The organism is Micromonospora sp. LZ34 (assembly GCF_052981855.1).
In genome coordinates, this window is record NZ_JBRIQN010000036.1 from 51,518 (window position 1) to 68,948 (window position 17,431).

The window sequence follows — 17,431 nt, forward strand, 5'->3', positions numbered from 1 at the left end:
CCTACCTCGGGCCAAGCTCACGCAGGGACCTGCGGCCCGATCTTGGCCGGCCGCCGCCACCCGCTGCGCCGATGTCCGGCCGCCGTGGCGACCGGCTGTGCCACACCAAAGTGGCTGGTCAGAACCCATGTCTGCAAAATGTGGAGCGGGCAACCCAACGTTACGCCCGCTCAAAAACTTGACACAAACGTCGAGAATCTGGCGGCCAAGGATCTAGCCGCTGATGCCCGCCGAATCTGACGACCCACCGTGGAGAAGGCTCACTGAGCGCCAGGCGTCGAACGCCCATGCGAGGTCGGTGGCGTCTCTGCCGACGAAGACAGTCTCCAGATACGCACCGTCGACGAAGGTGTAGCCGTAGAGGGCGCAACTGGTACCGCCGCCGTGGCGGTAGAACCAGGCGGCGCGATGGCCGACCCCGTTGCGGCCGCCCTCACCCACCTTGCCCGCCGGGTCCGGGGGCAGTTCGGCATCAAGCGAGGCGATGATGTCGACGGCGCTGGCGCACCGCCACGGGCCCCCCGGGGCGACGCGCAGCGTCCGGCCCGGTGCGCGCCACGATGTGACGCCGTGCTCGATGCGCTCCCGCTGCCAGTGACCAACAAGCTCGATCGACCAACCGCCGCCCAGAGATCTACGCACGGGTCAAGTGTGACGTCCGTCGTGCCTCAGTCAGTCAGCCGACTGGCCCGACTCCCATGGGCCCATAGAGTCACGGCCATGCGTGGCACGGCGTCAGTTGGAAAATGGCGCGGGACCGCCACAGTCGTGGCACTGGCTCTCCTTGCCGGCATCGTCTCGGGCTGCAGGGCGGCCGACGAGCGAGCGTACTCGATTGACACTGGCAGCATGGCGCTGGACGAGGGGCTTGAACTTTACGGGCTCGCAATGCCCGACTGTCCGGTGCAGGATCTGCGCTATGCCTTGGTCGGAATGTGGGGCGGGCACGATCTCTACCTTCGCTTTTCGGCGACGAGTGCCTGCATGGACCAATTCCTCGACACAAATAACATGATTGATATCGGCGAAGCCGCCCCGCCGGAGCCATTCCCTAACGGCCGACCAAAACTGAGCGATGTCGGTTGGATCTTCCGTGATGGCGTCAGTTACCGGATGTATCACCCGGAAGACGCTCAGGGCCGAGATCTGGTCGCTCTGGTCGACGCCACGGTTGATCCTCCAGTCGCTAGCATCTGTGGCTTCCCGGTTTGAGATCCCCAGGATTCGCGATGCCCGCCCTGCCGGACCACCTGGAACCGCTGCGAGTCGAACGCCGCGTCAGCAGCGCGCTCCCTCGTCATCGCTGACCAGCGCACCCCCGTCGAATCCCCATCAGCCGGACGCGCCGCAGCTTCCCGGCTCGTAGGCGGTCGCCCCGAGGACGACCCGGCGACGCTGACGCACCCCGCCAGGGCGACCGCGCCGACAGTGCGTCCTCTCGTGCCGCACGCTGGGCGCTCGAACACCTGCGAGCCCGCCGAGCAGCGACGTGGAGCTCCCGACAGTGCATTGCCGGCAAGATGACCCGACCGTGTCAAATGCGGCGAACAGACCCCACTGCTGCTGCGGTGTCCTCACGATGAGAACAAGGTTGGACTCGACAGTGCGAGGGATTGATCAGGCATGAGGCGTCGACGCAACAAGAGAGTGCCGCTGATGCAGGCGGCGGCGATGTCCCTGGCAGCGGTGATCGCGGCGGTGGCCGTCGTAAGAGCCGGTCGTCGCCGTGCCGCAGGTGGCGCGATGGCCAGTGATCTTCCTACCCGGCCGGACGACGCGTTCGCCGAGGCGGGCATAGGCGCATCGCCGATCGCCGGCGGCCCGGCCGGCCGGGAAACAACGTCGTCGGCAGCCGCAGCGCGGTGAGCCGGCGAGCGCCACGCCGCAAGCGTCCAGGCACGGCGCCGACTGGGCGTGACCCAGCGGCGCCGCCGGGGCGGCACCGGTGCCGCGGCGCGACCGGTGCGACGTGCTGAATCTGTCTTGGAGGTGACAACGCATGGGTGACCCGCCCAGCGGAGACCTGGCTTCCGACGGGCCGCCAGCGGACGCCACGGTCGCCCAGCTTGTGCAGCGTGCGACCGACCAGATCACCCGCCTGGTGCGCGACGAACTGGCGATGGCCCGGGCGGAGCTGACCGACAAGGGCAAACGCGCCGGCGTCGGTGCCGCGATGGTCGGTGGCGCGGGAGGGGTGGCTCTGTTCGGGACGGGCGCCCTCGTCGCCACCGTCATCCTGGTCCTCGCCGAGTTCATGCCGGCTTGGGTGGCCGCGCTGATCGTCACGGTGGTCCTCTTCGCGGTGGCCGGGCTGCTCGCGCTGTTCGGAAAGAAGCAGGTCAAGCAGACGATGCCGGTCAAGCCGGAGTCGACGCTGCACAGCGTGCGCGCGGACGTGGAGTCGGTGCAGCAGGCGGCCAAGGAGGGACGAGGGCGATGACCGCGAGCAGCGACCCGGACCGCGCCCGAGCGGATGTCGAGAAGACCCGCGCTGAACTCGGTGCCACGGTGCGGGCCCTGGCAGCCAAGACCGACGTGAGCGCCCGGGGTCGGGACCGGGCCGTCGAAATCAACGGCCGTGCCCGACAGCGCTTGACCAGCTCAGCGCAGGCGATACGGGGGAAGGCGGCGAAAGCGGTCCAGGCAGCCCGAGCAAGGGCCGCCAGCACCGGTCTCGACGGATTGGGCCGTACGGCACAGCAACGCGGGGCGGCATTGCGGGAAGGCACGTCAGGGAAACTGGCCGCCCTTCGCGGCAGCGTCACAACCGGTACGGTGAGCCAGCGGGGGCCTGCCGCCGCCCGTGCACTCCGCGGCCGGCTGGTCGGGATGGGATCGGCCGCCCGCCGCCATCCCGTCCTGATCGTTGCCGCCGCTGCCACCATCAGCGTCGCCGTGACACTAGGTCAGCAGGGCCGCCGTGCCGCTGCTCGCCGTCGATGCTGACGCGGGCCCGCCGTTCACCTCGCCCGTCATGAAGGACCGACTGTCGACGACGTCGTCAGTCCGAGAACGCCATACGCACGGAGCCGCGATCATGAGCGATGCAACCCTCGATACCGAACGTCATGGCGGCAGTCAGTACGCAGACCTGTCGCGGCTGATCCGGCAGGCGGGCCTCCTCGATCGGCGGCGTGGTTACTATGCGCTGCGCATCGGTGCCCTCGGAGGGTGCTACGTCGGGGCGTGGACGCTGTTCGGCTGGCTCGGTGAGTCGTGGTGGCAGCTGAGCGTCGCTGTCGCCCTGGCGGTGATCTTCGCGCAGGCCGGGTTCATCGGTCACGACGCCGGTCACCGCCAGATCTTCCGCACCCGCCGCGCCAACGACCTGGTCGGTCTTGTCCACGGCAATCTCCTGATCGGCATCAGTTACGGCTGGTGGGTCGACAAGCACAACAGGCACCACGCCCACCCCAACACGGAAGGCCGGGACCCGGACATCCTGGTCCGGCCGCTGTCGTTCACTCCCGGGCAGGCGCGGACGCGACGCGGGTTGGCCGCACTGGTGGTCCGGTACCAGGCGTACCTGTTCTTCCCGCTGCTGCTACTGGAAGGCCTGCATCTGCACGCCAACAGCGTCCGGGCCGTCGTCGGTCGGCGCAGGATCAAGCGACGCCCGGCGGAGGCCGCCCTGCTGGCGTTACACGCCACCGGATACCTCGGTGCTGTGGTCCTTGTCCTGAGCCCCATGCAGGCCGTCGCGTTCGTCCTCGTCCACCAGGGCCTGCTCGGCCTCTACCTCGGCAGTGCCTTCGCACCCAACCACAAGGGCATGCCGATCCTCGGCGCCGACGAGCAGCTCGACTACCTCCGACGTCAGACTCTCACCTCCCGCAACGTACGCGGCGGTTGGTTCGTCGACAGCCTGCTCGGCGGCCTCAACTACCAGATCGAACATCACCTTTTTCCCAGCATGCCGCGGCCCAACCTCCGCCGGGCCCAACCGCTAATCCGCCAGTTCTGCGCGGAAAACGACATCGCGTACCACGAGACCACCCTGATGCGGTCCTGGGCCCAGGCGCTGACGCATCTCCAGTCGGTCGGGTCGGGCCGGCCAGCTGACGACGCCGGCCCAAGATGAGGCCCGGCCCTGCGCTGGCCTCGCTCCTCGCCCCGCCGCCGCCATCGGACGGCGCGGCCGCCCGACCCTGATCGGCGCACCCTGAGGCTGGCCTCAGCGCGCACCATGGGGTTGTGTTCGTGTCCGAGAGCGTCATCCCAGCAGGACGGTGAGCAACAGCGGGAGGAGCAGGGCGGCCACCAGCAGGAGCACTCTCAGCCGGAAGGCGCGCAGTTCGACGCCCCGCTTCACCCGCGCACCGAGCCGCGACGATGCGGATCTCCGTGCCAGGGCCGCGGATGACTCGGTCGTGACGACAGGGCCAGCAGACATGGGGTTCCTCTCCTGGTCGTTGATGAGCGTGACCGGTGCGTCGCACCGGCCTCGATGACGACCGGTCAGCGGACATGCCGGCTCCGAGCCGGGCCAGGGACTGTTTCAACAGCCGGGAGGCGTGCATCTGCGAGAGCCCGACCTCGTCGGCGGTCTGCTTTTGGCTCAGCCGGCCGACGAACCGCATGGTCAGAATCCGACGTTCGCGCTGGAGACAAGGGCGGCGGATGACCATGCCGAGGTGTCGTTCCTCGGCGCACACGGCCACCTGCCCGTCGGGGTCGCCCTGCTGCTGGCCGCGGTCTTCGGGATCCTGCTCGTCGCCCTCCCCGGCACCGCCCGCATCGTGCAGCTCCGGATGGGACAACGCCGCCCGACCGGGCGCTCCGACGCCCCCTCCGGGCCCGATCCGTTCTCCCCGACGATGACCGGCACCGCCCGCGTCGCGCCGCCCGCGTACCGCCGGGACCGGTGAGCCATGTCTGGCGCCGGCCCGGTGGTCCGCGGGTCATCAGGCCGGCGACTCGGGTCCCAGCGCGACGGCCAGCTCGCGGCCGAGAAGATCGTCGTAACCGGTGGCGAGGCAGGGCGCCGGACCGTTGATTTGACGGAGCCGGTCCGCGGCCCGACGGGCGGCGATCACGGTCACCCAGGCGACGCCGTCGAGCTGGCGGGAGTCGGGCAGCGGCGCGAGCCGCCACACCTCGACGAACACCGCCCGGGTCACCGCCACGGCGAGCGCCGGACTGCCGAGCCTTTCACAGACCTGGGCGAAGACAGCAGGGGCGAGACGGCGGTAGAAGCGGCCAAATGCGGCCTGGTCCCGGTCGGCGATCCGCTTCACGAGATCATCGACGGACTCCGGGCCCGGCACGACGTAGATCGGTGAGACAGGCATCCGATGTGCCTACGTCAGCTGAGCGGTACGTCGCGCGCTCGGGATCCCGGCCCGGATGGCGCCGAGTCCGAGAGTGCTGCCGGTACCCAGCTTGGCCGACCCGGCGCTCGGCACGGCAGGGCGTACTACGTTGTGGTGGTCCTTGACGATGTAGGCCATCGCACTCACATTCCTTCGGTGCTCATCGAGCAGCTTCACGACGCGAACGGCCGTGGGTGAGTAACGTGATCGGGCCGGCGAACGTGCCACCACCGGTCGGTCGGCGGCCGGAGGCCGGTGCGACAGCGACGAGGTCTGGTCGGCTCGTGGGCGGGTCGACGGCGGCGGGCGGTCAGCCACCGGGGGCCCGAGCGACCTCCTCATCATACGCGTGGTCAGCGGAAAAGGCTCCATGTGACACCGCGGTACCGGTCGGGCTGGTCGGAACCCGGGTCGATCCGGCCGTCGGCCGCTGTCCTCGCCGCTGGAGGCCGCTGCCCGGACCTCGGCGGCAGTGACACCGACGCCTATGCCTGCCGTCCGCCATCCGGTGGTGCGGGTTCGGTCATCGCCGCGATCAGCGCGGCCACCGGCACGGTGGCGAAACCAACCCGGTTGTCGCTGGCCCCGTACGGCAGCCACAGCAGACCCGCGTGGATGAGCCCGCCGCAGGAGTAGACGACATTGGGCACGTAGCCGTCGCGCTCGACCTCATCGGGTGCCAGGAGCGCGCCGGGGAGCTCGGCGATGATCCGTTCCGGCCGGTGCAGGTCGAGCAGGAGCGCGCCGATGGCATACCGGCGCATCGGGCCGACGCCGTGGGTAAGGACGAGCCATCCGGCGTCGGTTTCGATGGGTGAGCCGCAGTTGCCGACCTGGATCAGTTCCCAGCTGCGGTGGGGGCTGTGCAACGGCACCGGCGTCTGCCACTGGTTGTCGCCGTCGAGGCAGGTCAGGCCGATCGTCTCGCCATCGGCGCGACACAGCGCGAGGTGGCGGCCGCCGACAGTACGGGGAAACAGCGCGACGCCCTTGTTGCAGGCCCCCGGGCCACGCATCGGCGTGATCTCGAAGCGACGCAGGTCGCGGCTGGCCAGTGCGCGGGTGGCGATGCGCCGTCCGTCGTAGGCGGTGTAGGTCGCCCGGTACACCGGTCCGGACTCGTCGACGAACCTGACGAACCGGGCGTCCTCCATGCCGTTGCTCTCGGCCGGGGTGGCCGGCCAGAGCACCCGTTGATGCAGGCGGGTGTCGGCGGGGAAGCTCACGGCGTAGCTGGCGGCGTCGGTACGTCGCAGTTGCTCGATGGTGCCGAGCGCGCTGCTACGGGAGAGCAGGTCGGGTGGCAGTCCGACGATGACCCGTTCGAAACTCGCCTCGTCGTACCGTTCGGGCAGGGAGTCCAGCACGGTGGCGGAGACCTCGTTGTCGCAGTCGTCCTCGGCCAGTCCGGCGGCGAGCAGATCCCGGCGGTGCCGTACGGCGATCCGCCGCCCGACGACCAGCGGGCCGGACCGACCGACGACGGCCAGGCGGCTGCCGGGCCCGAGCACTGCGCTGGCGAATCCGATCGACGACAGGTGTCCCTCGCCGATCTGGCGCAGACTGACCGCGACCCGCAGCTGTCCCGGTTCCAAGTCGGCCTGGTGGGGATGGGCCACCATCGACGGGTTGCACAGCGCGGCGGCCTCGACCGCGTACTCGTGGCTGAAGTAGGCGCCGACCAGCAGACGGGTGGTGGGGGCGAGGTCCCGGGCCCGGGAGGCCCGGTGCCGGACGAGGTCGTAGTGGTGGTGGAAGGTGCCGTCCAGGTCCCGGTGCCGCGCGCCGAAGCGCTGGAAGGTGTCCCGCAGCAGCCGGCTGGTCTCCTCGTCGTCGAGCTGCGCGACGCGCTCGATGAGCGCCTGCGCCCGGGTGTGTGCCACGGCGGCGTCCTCACCGGGTACGAAGAGCTTGACGATGACCCGGCGTGGGTCCGGGCTGAGGGTGAGGTCCTGCCGGATGGCCAGCGTCCGGGTCACGACCACCGCCGGGCGTGCTGCAGGGTGGAGATGAGGGCGAGGGTCGACTCGGCGCCCTGGTTGAGGTTGGGTCCGTGCCGGGTCAACCCGTCGTAGCCGCCGCCGGTGGCGGGATCCCACATCGGGGTGCGAACGTCGTTGTCGCCGAGGAACCATCCGACGGCCTGCCGCACCCCGACGTCCCAGCCGGGGTCACCGGTGACCGCGGCGGCCGTGGCGCAGGCGTCCGCAAAGGCGGCCACCTCGATCGGCTGCTGGTCGTGGCGCAGCCGCACCGCACCACGTCCCCAGCCCGCGGCCGGTACGACCGACAGCCGCCCGTCGAGCAGTTGGACGTCGCGCAGCCAGGCCAGCATCCGCAGGCCGCTGTGGAGCAGCGGGCCGTCGTGGCGCAGCTGACCGGCGGCGATGACGACCTCGGCGAGGGCCGCGCTGGCGTAGGTTAGGCGCTGCTGCGGCCACGGCCATCGCGGGTCCCCCTGCGGGGTGCCGATCGCGGTGGCCGCGTCGGCCAGCAGCGCGGCCGCGGCCGCGTGGGTGGGGTGGCGGCGTAACACCTCGACGGCGCCGAGCCCGGCGAAGGCCATGGCGTGTGGGGCTGGGCTGCGCCGCACGATGCCCGCGGTGAAGGCGACCAGTGCCTCCTCCCGGATCCAGGCCGCGGGGCTGCGGGCGACGGCGGTGCCCAGACCCCACAGCGCCCGGCCCCACCAGTCGCCGAGCCCGGGCTCGTCGGCCCACCGCCGGTCGTGGTCGAGTCGGTTGTGGAAGGCGCCGCGGGCGTCCTGCGCGTGGGTCAGGAAGGCGAGGTAGCACTCCGCGAGGCGGAGCACCGCGCCGGTCGGCTCCGGCTCCCGGCTCGTGACGACCAGACCGCGGGCGACGTCGTCGGTGCAGTAGCCGTGTTCCCGGCGGACGATGGCATGCCGGGCGTGTTCGAACAGCCCGGTGTCATCGCTCAGCCGGGCCAGGTGAGCGAAGGTCGGCGCGGGCACGTGCCGGCAGTGACCGGTGACCGGACCGCCGGTCGTCGTGGCGGGACGGCCGGCCGTCGCGGTCACGCCGACGCCGCGCTGGCCACGGGCGGCCGGGTGGCGGTGAGGCGTTCCGCGAGGGCGTCGTACCGGGCCGCCACCGCAGGCCAGCGCATCTCCGCGGCGATCGGTCGGACACGGCCGGCCAGCCGGACGGACAGACCCGGTTCAGTCAGGATCCGCCGGACCGCCGTGGCCAGCGCCGCCGGATCATGATGGGGTACGAGCAGACCGGGCCCACCGGTGAGCAACTCGACGGCGTGCGGGAACCGCGTGGCCACGACGGGAACCCCGGCGGCCACCGCCTCGACGAGAACCCCGGAGCTGACCTGCTCAGCCGAGTCGTACGGCAGCAGGACCACGTCGGCGGAGCGGATCAGCGCGCCGAGCGCGGCCGGGTCGTGGTAGACCGGCTGGTAGTCCACGGCGTGCGCGACACCCAACTGCGCACCGAGCCGGTGCAGGCCCGCCCGGTACGCCTCCCCCTGGTGCTCGATCACCTTCGGGTGGGTCCGACCCGCGACAGTGAAGGTGGGTGTCGGATCGAGGTCCTGCAACCGCGCGAGGGCCCGTAACGACCACTCGATGCCCTTGCCGGGGCCGAGGAGCCCCCAGGTGAGCAGGTGCGGGCGGGCACGGCGTTGGGCGGGCACGCCCACCTGGTCGGCGGCGCCGTGTGGGATGACCGTGACCTTCGCCGGGTTCACGGCGTACCCGACGAGTAGCCGGTCGTGGGCCGTGTCGGTCATCGTGACGACCGCCCCGGCTGCGGCGACGATCTGCTCCAGCAGGGACTTCTGCCGGGCGGTGGGGTGGCTGAGCACGGTGTGCAGGACCACGATGCTCGGCACGGCGAGCCGGTGCAGCAGCGGCACGACGTCCCGGCCGTCTGCGCCGGGGTAGATGCCGTACTCGTGCTGAACGATGACCACGTCGAAGGTGTTCAGGGCGGCGGTGGCGCCCCGCCAGCCGGCAGGGGTGCGAGCGTCCCAGGTGTGCACGACACCGGGCAGGGCGCGCTGGTCGTCGCTGCTGTCGGTGACCCGTACGACGCCCCCGCGCGTACCGTCGGCGGTCAGGTGCGCGGCCAGGAGGGAGTTGAAGCTGGCCAATCCGCACCGGGTCGGTGGGTGGGTGCTGAGGAAACCGTAGCTGGGCATGGGTCGGTGCCTTCCGGTTGTCGCGGGTTCGGCGGGTTCAGCGCTGTGGACGACCGATGAGGTCGTCGTAGACGGCCAGGTAGTCGGTGACCATCCGGTCCGCGCCGAAGCGCTGCCGGGCCCGCTCCCGGCAGCCGGCCCGGTCGATCTCGGCGACCCGGGCGATGGCGTCGACGGCCTGCTCGACGGTGTGCACGAGCAGGCCGGTCACGCCCTCGTCGACGATTTCCGGCATCGACCCGCGCGCGTACGCCACGACCGGTGTGCCGCACGCCATCGACTCCACCACCGACAGGCCGAAGGGCTCGTCGAAGACGATCGGGTGTAACAGGGCGAAGCTGGCGCCCAGGATTTCCGCGCGTCGCCGGGGGCCCACCGATCCGAGGAAGATGACCTGTTCGCCGTCGATGTGCGGCGCCACCAGTTCGGTGAAGTACCGCTCGTCCTGCACGATGCCGCAGATGGTCAGGGGCCGACCGGCGAGCCGGGCGATCTCGATGGCCGTGTGGATGCCCTTGTCGGGGTGTATTCGGCCGAAGGCGACCAGACCTGAGCCAGCCTTCGGGGTGAACGGCAGGCCGGTCAGGTCCACTCCGTGGTGCACCGTGGCGACGTAATCGATCCCGGCGACCCGGTCGGCGTCGGAGATCGACACGTAGGACGAGCGGGCCTTGTGGTATGCGGGCAGGATGCCGGCGCCGGAGAAGCCGTGGACGGTGGTGAGCAGCGGCGCGCGGCAGTGCTGGGCGAGGGCGAGCGGCAGCCAGTCGAGGTGGTTGTGCACCAGGTCGAATTCCGCCGACCGGGCGAACGCGTGGGAGACGTGCATCGCCTCCCACACCCGCCCGTCCATCGACGGGTCATCGGCGTACCCCCGCGGGCACACGCCGTCGAGGGAGGCGGAGGTGACCGAGTCCAACGTCGCGAAAAGTGTCACGTCCACGCCACGTGTGGTCAGCCCTTCAGCCAGCAGGCCCGTCACCTGTTCCCACGGGCCGTAGTGGTGCGGCGGTGTCCGCCACGCGACCGGCCCGAGCAGAGCCACCCTCATGGGGATCGCGCCTCGGCGAGGTCGGCCGGATCGAGACGCAGCGTCGCGAGCAACGCGCAGTGCTTGTCGGGGTTCACCCACTCCGGTAGTTCAAGGCCGACTCGGTCCGCCCTGACCTGCTGTCCCCGCTCGCGTAGGGCGTCGCCGATCCTGTGCCTGGCGACCCTCATCGTCTGCTTCCTCGTGGAGTCGTTGGGACGGTCATGGTCCCCTCTCTGCTCGGACGGGTAGCGGTGTGGACATGGTGGTCGAATCCCCGTCACCGGTCCGGGAAAGGCGTTGGGAGTGTCGGCGGGCCGGCAAACTCCTACCGTGACCGACGGGCCGCGCGGTCGGTAGGTGAAAAGACTGGAAGGACGGGCCGGCGTGACGGTCGCCGTCGACGCAACAGCGAGTTGGTCGCGGCTCCGACGCTCGGAGTCGCAGCAAGCAGGCAGGAGTGTCATCCGTGTCGCGATGGCGATGACCATCGACCAATGACTCGCAGGGGGGCGGTGGCGGCGAAACGGGCGAGGCCACCGGGGACTCGGGCGACATCGCCACCGTACGCCTCATTCGGCAGGACGGCACCCGTAGTCCCTTCTTCCGGACGCTTGATGTCCAGCGGAGCCGACCTGAGCGCCAACGCTGTGCGGGCGCTCGTGACGGAGCGCGATGCCGGGCTCGGGGCGCCACCGCACCGCCCTCGGCGCACCAGAACGCAGACGGTGCGAACCGCGACACGCCGGTCAGGGGCCTCAGGTGGTGGCGGGCCGGGCGCGGACTCGCGTCACCAGGTAGCCGAACGCCGCCGCGGTGAAGAACATGACGATGCCGTAGACGGCCCCCGGGATCGCCATCCGGGTGTTGTCGAGCAGGGCCGGGCTGAGCGCGATCGTGATGGCCAGGGTGCTGTTGTGGATGCCGATCTCGAACCCGGCCGCCGTCGCGGCCCTCCGGTCGACCCCGGCCAGGCGGGGTACCCCGTAACCGATCGCGAGGCTCAGCAGGTTGAACGCCAGCACCGCCAGGCCGACCGAGACGAAGTAGTCGGCGATGTTCTCGCGTTCGCCGAACACGGCACCGGCAATCACCACGACCAGCACGACGACGGAGAGGATCCGGACCGGTCTATTCAGGCGTTCGGCGACGCGCGGCACCCGGGCCCGGATCAGCATGCCGAGCGCGACCGGGACGAGCACGATGGCGAACACCTGGAGCACCTTGTCGAACTGCAGGCCGATGCTCCTCCCGTCCGCCAGGAAGTACGCCGCCGACAGGTTGACCACGATCGGCAGGGTGAACACGGCGAGCACCGAGTTGATGGCGGTCAGGGTGATGTTCAACGCCACGTGCCCGCCGAAAAGGTGGCTGTAGAGGTTGGCCGTGGTGCCGCCCGGGGAGGCGGCCAGCAGCATCATTCCGACAGCCAGCTCCGGCGGCAGGTCGAAGGCGAGAACCAGGCCGAAACAGAGCGCCGGCAGCACCAGCACCTGGCACACCAGCGCGATGACGGCGGCCTTCGGGTGCTGGGCCACCCGGCGGAAGTCCTCGATGGTCAGGCCGAGACCCAGGCCGAGCATGATGACGCCGAGGGCGATGGGCAGTCCGATCAGGGTCAAGGCGGAGTCCATGACACGAGATCGTCACCACCCGGCAACGCCCTCACAATCCCCCGTGTGGCCGGGGTGCGGGTGGCTGCCGGCCGGAGTCGCCGGCCCGGGAAGATCGTCACGCTGGAGCCACAACCGAATCGGGTCCCGGACCACTCATAGTGTTGCTGGGAGGCCGGGTTGCGGGATGAACGGGAATACGTCGAGCTGTCGGTCGCTGTCGTCGCCGGTGAGCAGCAGGGCACGTAGTCGGTTGATCCATATCCAGGCGTAGCGCAGCCAGAACCGCCAACCCGACGTCGATCTGGTCGGTCTTGCCCTTGCCGCGACGGCGGTTGTCCCGCACCGGTCGGACGACCTCGACCACGGGTTGCCCGGCCGCGCGCGGCGCCCGGGCCAGTCCGATGCCGTAGGAGCGGGTGCCTTCCACGGCGAAGAACACTCGTGAGTCCGACGTCCACCGCGAGGCCCATGCGATCGCCTGCGCGTATCCGGCTGTGTCGTTGCTGATTGCGAGTTCGGCGATGGGTACGCCGTTGGGGTGCGCGATCTGCAGCGCGTGCGTGTCGCGGTGGGTGTCAACGCCGATGACGGCGTCGGCAACCTCTGCCAGCATAGGCATTACGGCCTTGGCCTCCTTCAGACCCGGGGTCGAGGGTCGGCACCGGTCTGGATGGGATCACCAAGCGGCAACTCTGTGATGGGTCACGCGCAGCCACGCGGACAGGCTTCTGATCGGGACAGCTGGTGGGCCAGACCGGTGCTGGCGCCCTGAGGACGGGTAGCGCGGCGAGCCGGCTGTCGAAGGCTACCGACGCGATCCGGTGGTTGTCACCGTTTCCGTTGGCGGGCATGGCGGCCGTTGGCTGCGACGAGGTCGGCGTCGGGTACGTCGGCTGGTTCGGGTTCTCGAAACCGGATGTCCGCTGCGACCCACGCTGTGCAGGTGGTGCAGGGCTTGCCGGTAGGAGTCGAGGAGGGTGGTCTCGACGTAGGGCAGGCCGTGCTCGAGGCAGTAGGCGCGGACGATGGGCCGGGCGTGGCGTAGTGAAGCGCGGGGCATGCTGGGGAACAGGTGGTGTTCGATCTGGTGGTTCAGGCCGCCGAGCAGGAAGTCGATCAGCCAGTTGCCACGGACGTTGCGGGAGGTGAGGACCTGGCGACGAAGAAAGTCCGTGTCGTCGTCTTCCGTGAGGATCGGCATGCCCTTGTGGTTGGGGGCGAAGGCACATCCCAGGTACGCCCCGAACAGGCCCTGCTGAACGACGACGAAGACCAACGCCCGCAGCGGGGATAACACCGCGAAGACCGCGGTGAGGTACGCGGCGGCGTGCAGTCCGAGCAACAGCGCCTCCCGGCCACGCTCACGGTAGGTAGACCGCGACAACGCCCGGACGCTGGCCACGTGGAGGGAGACGGCCTCGAGCAGCAGCATCGGAAAGAACAGGAGGCTCTGGTAGCGGGCGATCAGCCGTCCAGCACCGCGCCGCGCACCGGCCTGGGTGTGCGTGAACACGATGGCTTCGCCCGAGATATCGGGGTCGAGGCCCTCCTGGTTGGGGTGGGCGTGGTGGCGGTGGTGTTTGTCGACCCACCAGCCGAAGGCCAGACCGATCGCCAGGTTGCCGTGTATCAGCCCGACCAGTTGGTTGGCGCGTCGGGATCGGAAGATCTGCCGGTGGCCGGCGTCGTGGCCGAGGAACGCGGTCTGGGTGAAGACCACGGCCAGGAACGCTGCGGTGATCAGTTGCCACCACGAGTCCCCCAGCAGCACGAAAACCGTCCAGCCGGCGACAACCAACGCGGCGTTGATTGCGATCTTGATCGTGTAGTAGGTCGGGCGCCGGTCGAGCAGGCCTGCCTGCCGCACCCGAGCCAACAGGTCGGCATAATCGCTGCCGCGACGGCGCTGCGACCCTGGCCGCACCTGCGCAATGGTCGAATCGATACTGCTCACGAATCCTCCCGGCAATCGACGCTCAAGCACGCCGCCGGGGTCTGGAGCAAACGCTTCCCTGAGCCTACTCCGCCACCCGTCCGGCATACCTGGACGGCGCGCGACGGCGCGCTTCACCCGTGCGCCGAGCCGCACGGTGATGGATCCGCACGGGATGACGGAGGACTCAGTCGTGACGGACGGACCGACTGCCATCGAAGTCTTCTCGTGATCGTTTGGCGCTCTCCTCAGGGCGATCGGAGTGACCGGGACAGCGGCCCGTCAGCTCGGCATTCCGGCCCTGAGCTGGGCCAGGGAACGCCTCAGCAGCCGGGACACGTGCATCTGCGATATTCCGACCTCGGTGGCGATCCGCGCCTGGGTCATGTGGCGGTAGAACCGCATGGTGAGAATCCGACGCTCACGCGGGGCAAGGTCGGCGAGCAGCGGGAGCACCGTCAGGTGGTCGTCCACGCGCGTGTAGCCGGGATCGACGGCGCCGACGAGCTCGATGGTCTCGATGTCATCGGCGCCGAGGTGGGGCGCGTTGAGGGATGGCAGGTGGTAGGCCTGCGATGCGGTGAGTCCGGCCAGGACGTCGTTGACGCTCACGTCCAGGTGGTCGGCGAGTTCCGCGGTGGTCGGGTGGTGGCTCTGTCGCTGCGTGAGCTCGGCCGTGGCAGCTCGCACCATGCTGTTCAGTTCCTGGGCGCGGCGTGGGACCCGCATCGCCCATGTCGTGTCGCGGAAGTGCCGGCGGAGGGCACCGACAATGGTCGGAACCGCGTAGCAGGCAAACGGAACGCCTCGCCGGACGTCAAATCCGTCGACGGCTTTGATCAGGGCGAGGGCCGCGACCTGGGCCAGGTCGTCGTAGGGCTCTCCGCGTCCGGTGTATCGGCGGGCCAGCCGGCTGGCCATGGGCAGATTGCCCTCGATGATCCGGGTCCGCAGTCTCGTACGATCGGGATCGTCGCAGCTCAGGGCAGCGTGTCGACGCAACATTTGTTCGCTCGTCGCCGGCACGTCACCCGCCGGCGGATGTCGGGGAACGGCGGTCGCGGTCGCGGTCGCGGTGGGGATGACCATTGTTCAAGGCCCCTTACGGATGGCGGCGGTGGAGCTGACAGCCACCGGGGGCCCGGGCGACAAACCTCACCGTACGCCTCATCGCGCCGATTCGCGCCGCCGGACGTCGGCCAAAGGGACCACCCAGGCCCCTGGCTGGCCCGGGCAGTCAGGCGGAGAGGTTGGCTGCGGTTCCCGGCGTGAGCTGCTCGGAGCCGTCGACGATCGCCTGAGCCAGATCGGACAGCCGCCGGTTGCGGCTGCGGGCGCCGTTGCGCAACAACGCGAAAGCCTCGCCCACGTCCACCTGGAGGCGTTCGGCGAGGACGCCCTTGGCCTGCTCGATCAGAACTCGGCTGTTGAGTGCGGTCTGCAGTTGCTCGGTGAGGATGTCGCGGTGGTGGATGGCGCGTTGCTGAAGCAGCCCGATGGAGGCCACGTCCGCGAGGGCCTGTCCGATCCGGACCGTGCCTTCGTCGAGGGCGCCCGGGCGGGTGTCGAAGAGGTTCAGCGCGCCGATGACCTCGGAACGCAGGCGCATGGGCAGGGCGTGTACCGCGGTGAAGCCGACCTCGGCTGCGGCGGCGGTGAACCGGGGCCAGCGGTGGCCGGCGGCCCGCAGGTCGATGACCGACACGGGTTGGCCGGTGCGGAAGCAGTCCACGCATGGCCCCTGGTCGGTCTGCAGCTGGAACAACTCCAGCAGCCGGGTGCGTTCGGAGGAGGCCGCCATCACCTGAAGGTTGTCCTGCTGGTCGGTTACCAGCAGCCCGGCCGCCGAGACGCCCAGCAGCTGAACACACCGGCCGGCGAGCACATGCAGGAACTCGATCACGTCGAAGTCGTCGACGAGTGTGTCAGCCATTTCCACGAACACGTCGGACAGCTGGATCTCGGTCATGTCGCTCACCCTCGGCATACGATAGCCCCCTCGGGCGTGCGGCGGCGCGGGCGACCGACCGGCTGCACGATGGGCCGGGTCCCGGCTTTCATCCGGCCCCGCCGCCGAATGCGTCGGAGGAGTCGAACCGCAGGCGCCGGGCCACCACGTCGACTGCGACGTCCCGGAGGCGTCGGTCGTGGGAGTAGGCGAAGGCGCGTAGCCGGGTGAGGGCCTCCGCCGCGCTCACCCCCAGCTGGACCGTGACCATCCCCGTGGCCTGGTGCACTTCGGGATGGTGCAACCCGGCCTGCTCGGGCCAACGATCGTCCTGCTCCGGCCCGTCGCGGGACGCACCGTGCAGCAGCACCGCGCACGCCGTGTCCGCCAAAGTCAGGGCGTCGGCCAGTTGCGTGCCGTCGAGGCCGCCGGCCCGCGCGCGGTAGAGATCCAGCACACCGAGGCGGATCCCGCCGACCTGGAGCGGCAGCGCGAACACCGCACGGACCCCGGCGAGCACCGCCGCCGGGGCGAACGCCGGCCAACGGGCCAGACACTCCGGCGCTGCCAGGTCAGCGACCAGGGCCGGCCCGCCGGAGATCGCGTCCATCCCAGGCCCCTCCCCGAGGGTCAGAATCAGCTCCTCCAGATCCCAGGCGGTCCGGTCAGTGGCGCACAGCACCTCCCGTGGTGTGGCGCGTAGCGTCACCGTGACGGCGGCGGAGTCCACGCCGACGACCGACGCCGTCGCAGCGCAGACACGGTCGACCGTGACCGTCCCGCCCCGAGCCGCGTCGACGACCAGGGCCCACAGCCGGATCCGGCGTGCGGCGCTCACCGGCCCACCGCACCGGGGTCGCGCCAGCGGGGACGATCAGCCCCGGTCGGGCGGCAGAGGGTCACCGACGTGCGGGCGGAAGGAGCGGTTCGGAAGCGTAGACGCGGCCCGTTGATGTGCTCGTTCACGACTCACTCCGACCCTGATCGTGTGGAGCGGACACGCCCCATGCGGTCAGCCGGGGTCCGGGGTGACGCTCTCACCGTATCCCGAGGCACGGCCGGGGCCATGGTGATCTACTAGGGGTTCGAGTTCGAGTCCCTTCCGGCGCACAAGATCATGAGAGCCTGACCTGGGGGAACGCGGGTCAGGCTCTTGCTTGATCCTTAACCCGTGCGCCGTGGCCTTGGGTCCTTCGAGGTCTTCGTCTTCTTTCTCGCGGTTGCCGGTTTGCTGCTGGTCACGATGTGGACGTCGTGGCGGGTAGCGGGGTGGCGGTTGGGCTGGCCTGGTGGGCGGCCGGGTCCTGGTCGGAAGGGTTTCGGTGCAGCGGCGGGGCTGCCGGGAGGCTGTCGCACAGCTTTCGATCTTCAGTTGTCAAGAGTTGCCGCTGGCCTTCCAACCACAGTGGATGATCATGT

The 17,431-nt window shown here is 70.1% G+C and carries 18 protein-coding genes and 1 pseudogene; 6 read left to right on the top strand and 13 right to left on the bottom strand.

Annotated elements, in window-relative coordinates; all coding sequences use genetic code 11:
• Positions 1–213: 213 nt before the first annotated feature.
• Entirely contained in the window at positions 214–642 is a 429-nt protein-coding gene (locus ACVCAH_RS28495) for a hypothetical protein (protein WP_447139307.1), read from the bottom strand.
• A 207-nt stretch (positions 643–849) separates the two neighbouring features.
• Here ACVCAH_RS28495 and ACVCAH_RS28500 point away from each other — a divergent pair, with 207 nt between their 5' ends.
• From ACVCAH_RS28500 to ACVCAH_RS28520, 5 genes are all read left to right on the top strand, one after another.
• Complete coding sequence (locus tag ACVCAH_RS28500) at positions 850–1,212, top strand: hypothetical protein (protein ID WP_447139308.1); 363 nt, start codon at positions 850–852, stop codon at positions 1,210–1,212.
• Positions 1,213–1,656: 444 nt separating this feature from the next.
• Positions 1,657–1,866 (top strand): hypothetical protein, encoded by a 210-nt coding sequence (locus tag ACVCAH_RS28505; protein WP_447139309.1) that lies wholly within the window; start codon positions 1,657–1,659, stop codon positions 1,864–1,866.
• Between the two features lie 133 nt (positions 1,867–1,999).
• Positions 2,000–2,440, top strand: coding sequence for a phage holin family protein (locus tag ACVCAH_RS28510; protein WP_447139310.1), 441 nt, complete (start codon positions 2,000–2,002; stop codon positions 2,438–2,440).
• A complete protein-coding gene (locus ACVCAH_RS28515; protein WP_447139311.1) occupies positions 2,437–2,946 on the top strand; it encodes a DUF3618 domain-containing protein in 510 nt (169 codons plus the stop codon). The genes ACVCAH_RS28510 and ACVCAH_RS28515 overlap by 4 nt, the downstream gene beginning before the upstream one ends.
• Positions 2,947–3,037: 91 nt before the next feature.
• Positions 3,038–4,081: a fatty acid desaturase family protein gene (locus ACVCAH_RS28520; RefSeq protein WP_447139327.1), complete on the top strand. Its 1,044-nt coding sequence runs from the start codon at positions 3,038–3,040 to the stop codon at positions 4,079–4,081.
• A gap of 409 nt (positions 4,082–4,490) precedes the next feature.
• Here the strand turns inward: ACVCAH_RS28520 and ACVCAH_RS28525 are convergent.
• A pseudogene (locus ACVCAH_RS28525) lies at positions 4,491–4,628 on the bottom strand (sigma factor-like helix-turn-helix DNA-binding protein); the annotation flags it as partial.
• A 6-nt stretch (positions 4,629–4,634) separates the two neighbouring features.
• On the opposite strand from ACVCAH_RS28525, the gene ACVCAH_RS28530 reads away from it, so the two are divergent.
• Complete coding sequence (locus ACVCAH_RS28530; protein WP_447139312.1) at positions 4,635–4,868, top strand: hypothetical protein; 234 nt, start codon at positions 4,635–4,637, stop codon at positions 4,866–4,868.
• Positions 4,869–4,904: 36 nt separating this feature from the next.
• Here the strand turns inward: ACVCAH_RS28530 and ACVCAH_RS28535 are convergent, their stop codons facing one another.
• From ACVCAH_RS28535 to ACVCAH_RS28585, 11 genes are all read right to left on the bottom strand, one after another.
• The gene (locus ACVCAH_RS28535) at positions 4,905–5,291 is read right to left on the bottom strand and encodes a hypothetical protein (RefSeq protein WP_447139313.1); all 387 of its coding nucleotides are present in this window, start codon (positions 5,289–5,291) and stop codon (positions 4,905–4,907) included.
• Between the two features lie 506 nt (positions 5,292–5,797).
• Positions 5,798–7,297, bottom strand: a complete 1,500-nt coding sequence (locus tag ACVCAH_RS28540; protein WP_447139314.1) for a glycoside hydrolase family 130 protein — start codon at positions 7,295–7,297, stop codon at positions 5,798–5,800.
• Positions 7,288–8,352: a glycosyltransferase gene (locus ACVCAH_RS28545; RefSeq protein ID WP_447139315.1), complete on the bottom strand. Its 1,065-nt coding sequence runs from the start codon at positions 8,350–8,352 to the stop codon at positions 7,288–7,290. Before ACVCAH_RS28545 ends, ACVCAH_RS28540 begins: the two co-directional genes overlap by 10 nt.
• Positions 8,349–9,485: a glycosyltransferase gene (locus ACVCAH_RS28550; RefSeq protein WP_447139316.1), complete on the bottom strand. Its 1,137-nt coding sequence runs from the start codon at positions 9,483–9,485 to the stop codon at positions 8,349–8,351. The genes ACVCAH_RS28545 and ACVCAH_RS28550 overlap by 4 nt, the downstream gene beginning before the upstream one ends.
• 37 nt (positions 9,486–9,522) lie before the next feature.
• Entirely contained in the window at positions 9,523–10,536 is a 1,014-nt protein-coding gene (locus ACVCAH_RS28555; RefSeq protein WP_447139317.1) for a glycosyltransferase family 4 protein, read from the bottom strand.
• Between the two features lie 737 nt (positions 10,537–11,273).
• Positions 11,274–12,149 carry a bile acid:sodium symporter family protein gene (locus ACVCAH_RS28560; protein WP_447139318.1) on the bottom strand — a complete coding sequence of 292 codons (876 nt, stop codon included), beginning with the start codon at positions 12,147–12,149 and terminating at the stop codon, positions 11,274–11,276.
• A 97-nt stretch (positions 12,150–12,246) separates the two neighbouring features.
• Entirely contained in the window at positions 12,247–12,750 is a 504-nt protein-coding gene (locus tag ACVCAH_RS28565) for an IS110 family transposase (protein ID WP_447139319.1), read from the bottom strand.
• A 186-nt stretch (positions 12,751–12,936) separates the two neighbouring features.
• Positions 12,937–14,085: a fatty acid desaturase family protein gene (locus ACVCAH_RS28570; protein ID WP_447139320.1), complete on the bottom strand. Its 1,149-nt coding sequence runs from the start codon at positions 14,083–14,085 to the stop codon at positions 12,937–12,939.
• Between the two features lie 261 nt (positions 14,086–14,346).
• The gene (locus ACVCAH_RS28575) at positions 14,347–15,153 is read right to left on the bottom strand and encodes a SigB/SigF/SigG family RNA polymerase sigma factor (RefSeq protein ID WP_447139321.1); all 807 of its coding nucleotides are present in this window, start codon (positions 15,151–15,153) and stop codon (positions 14,347–14,349) included.
• A 148-nt stretch (positions 15,154–15,301) separates the two neighbouring features.
• Entirely contained in the window at positions 15,302–16,033 is a 732-nt protein-coding gene (locus ACVCAH_RS28580) for a GAF and ANTAR domain-containing protein (RefSeq protein WP_447139322.1), read from the bottom strand.
• A gap of 88 nt (positions 16,034–16,121) precedes the next feature.
• Positions 16,122–16,850: an ANTAR domain-containing protein gene (locus ACVCAH_RS28585; RefSeq protein ID WP_447139323.1), complete on the bottom strand. Its 729-nt coding sequence runs from the start codon at positions 16,848–16,850 to the stop codon at positions 16,122–16,124.
• Between the last annotated feature and the right edge of the window lie 581 nt (positions 16,851–17,431).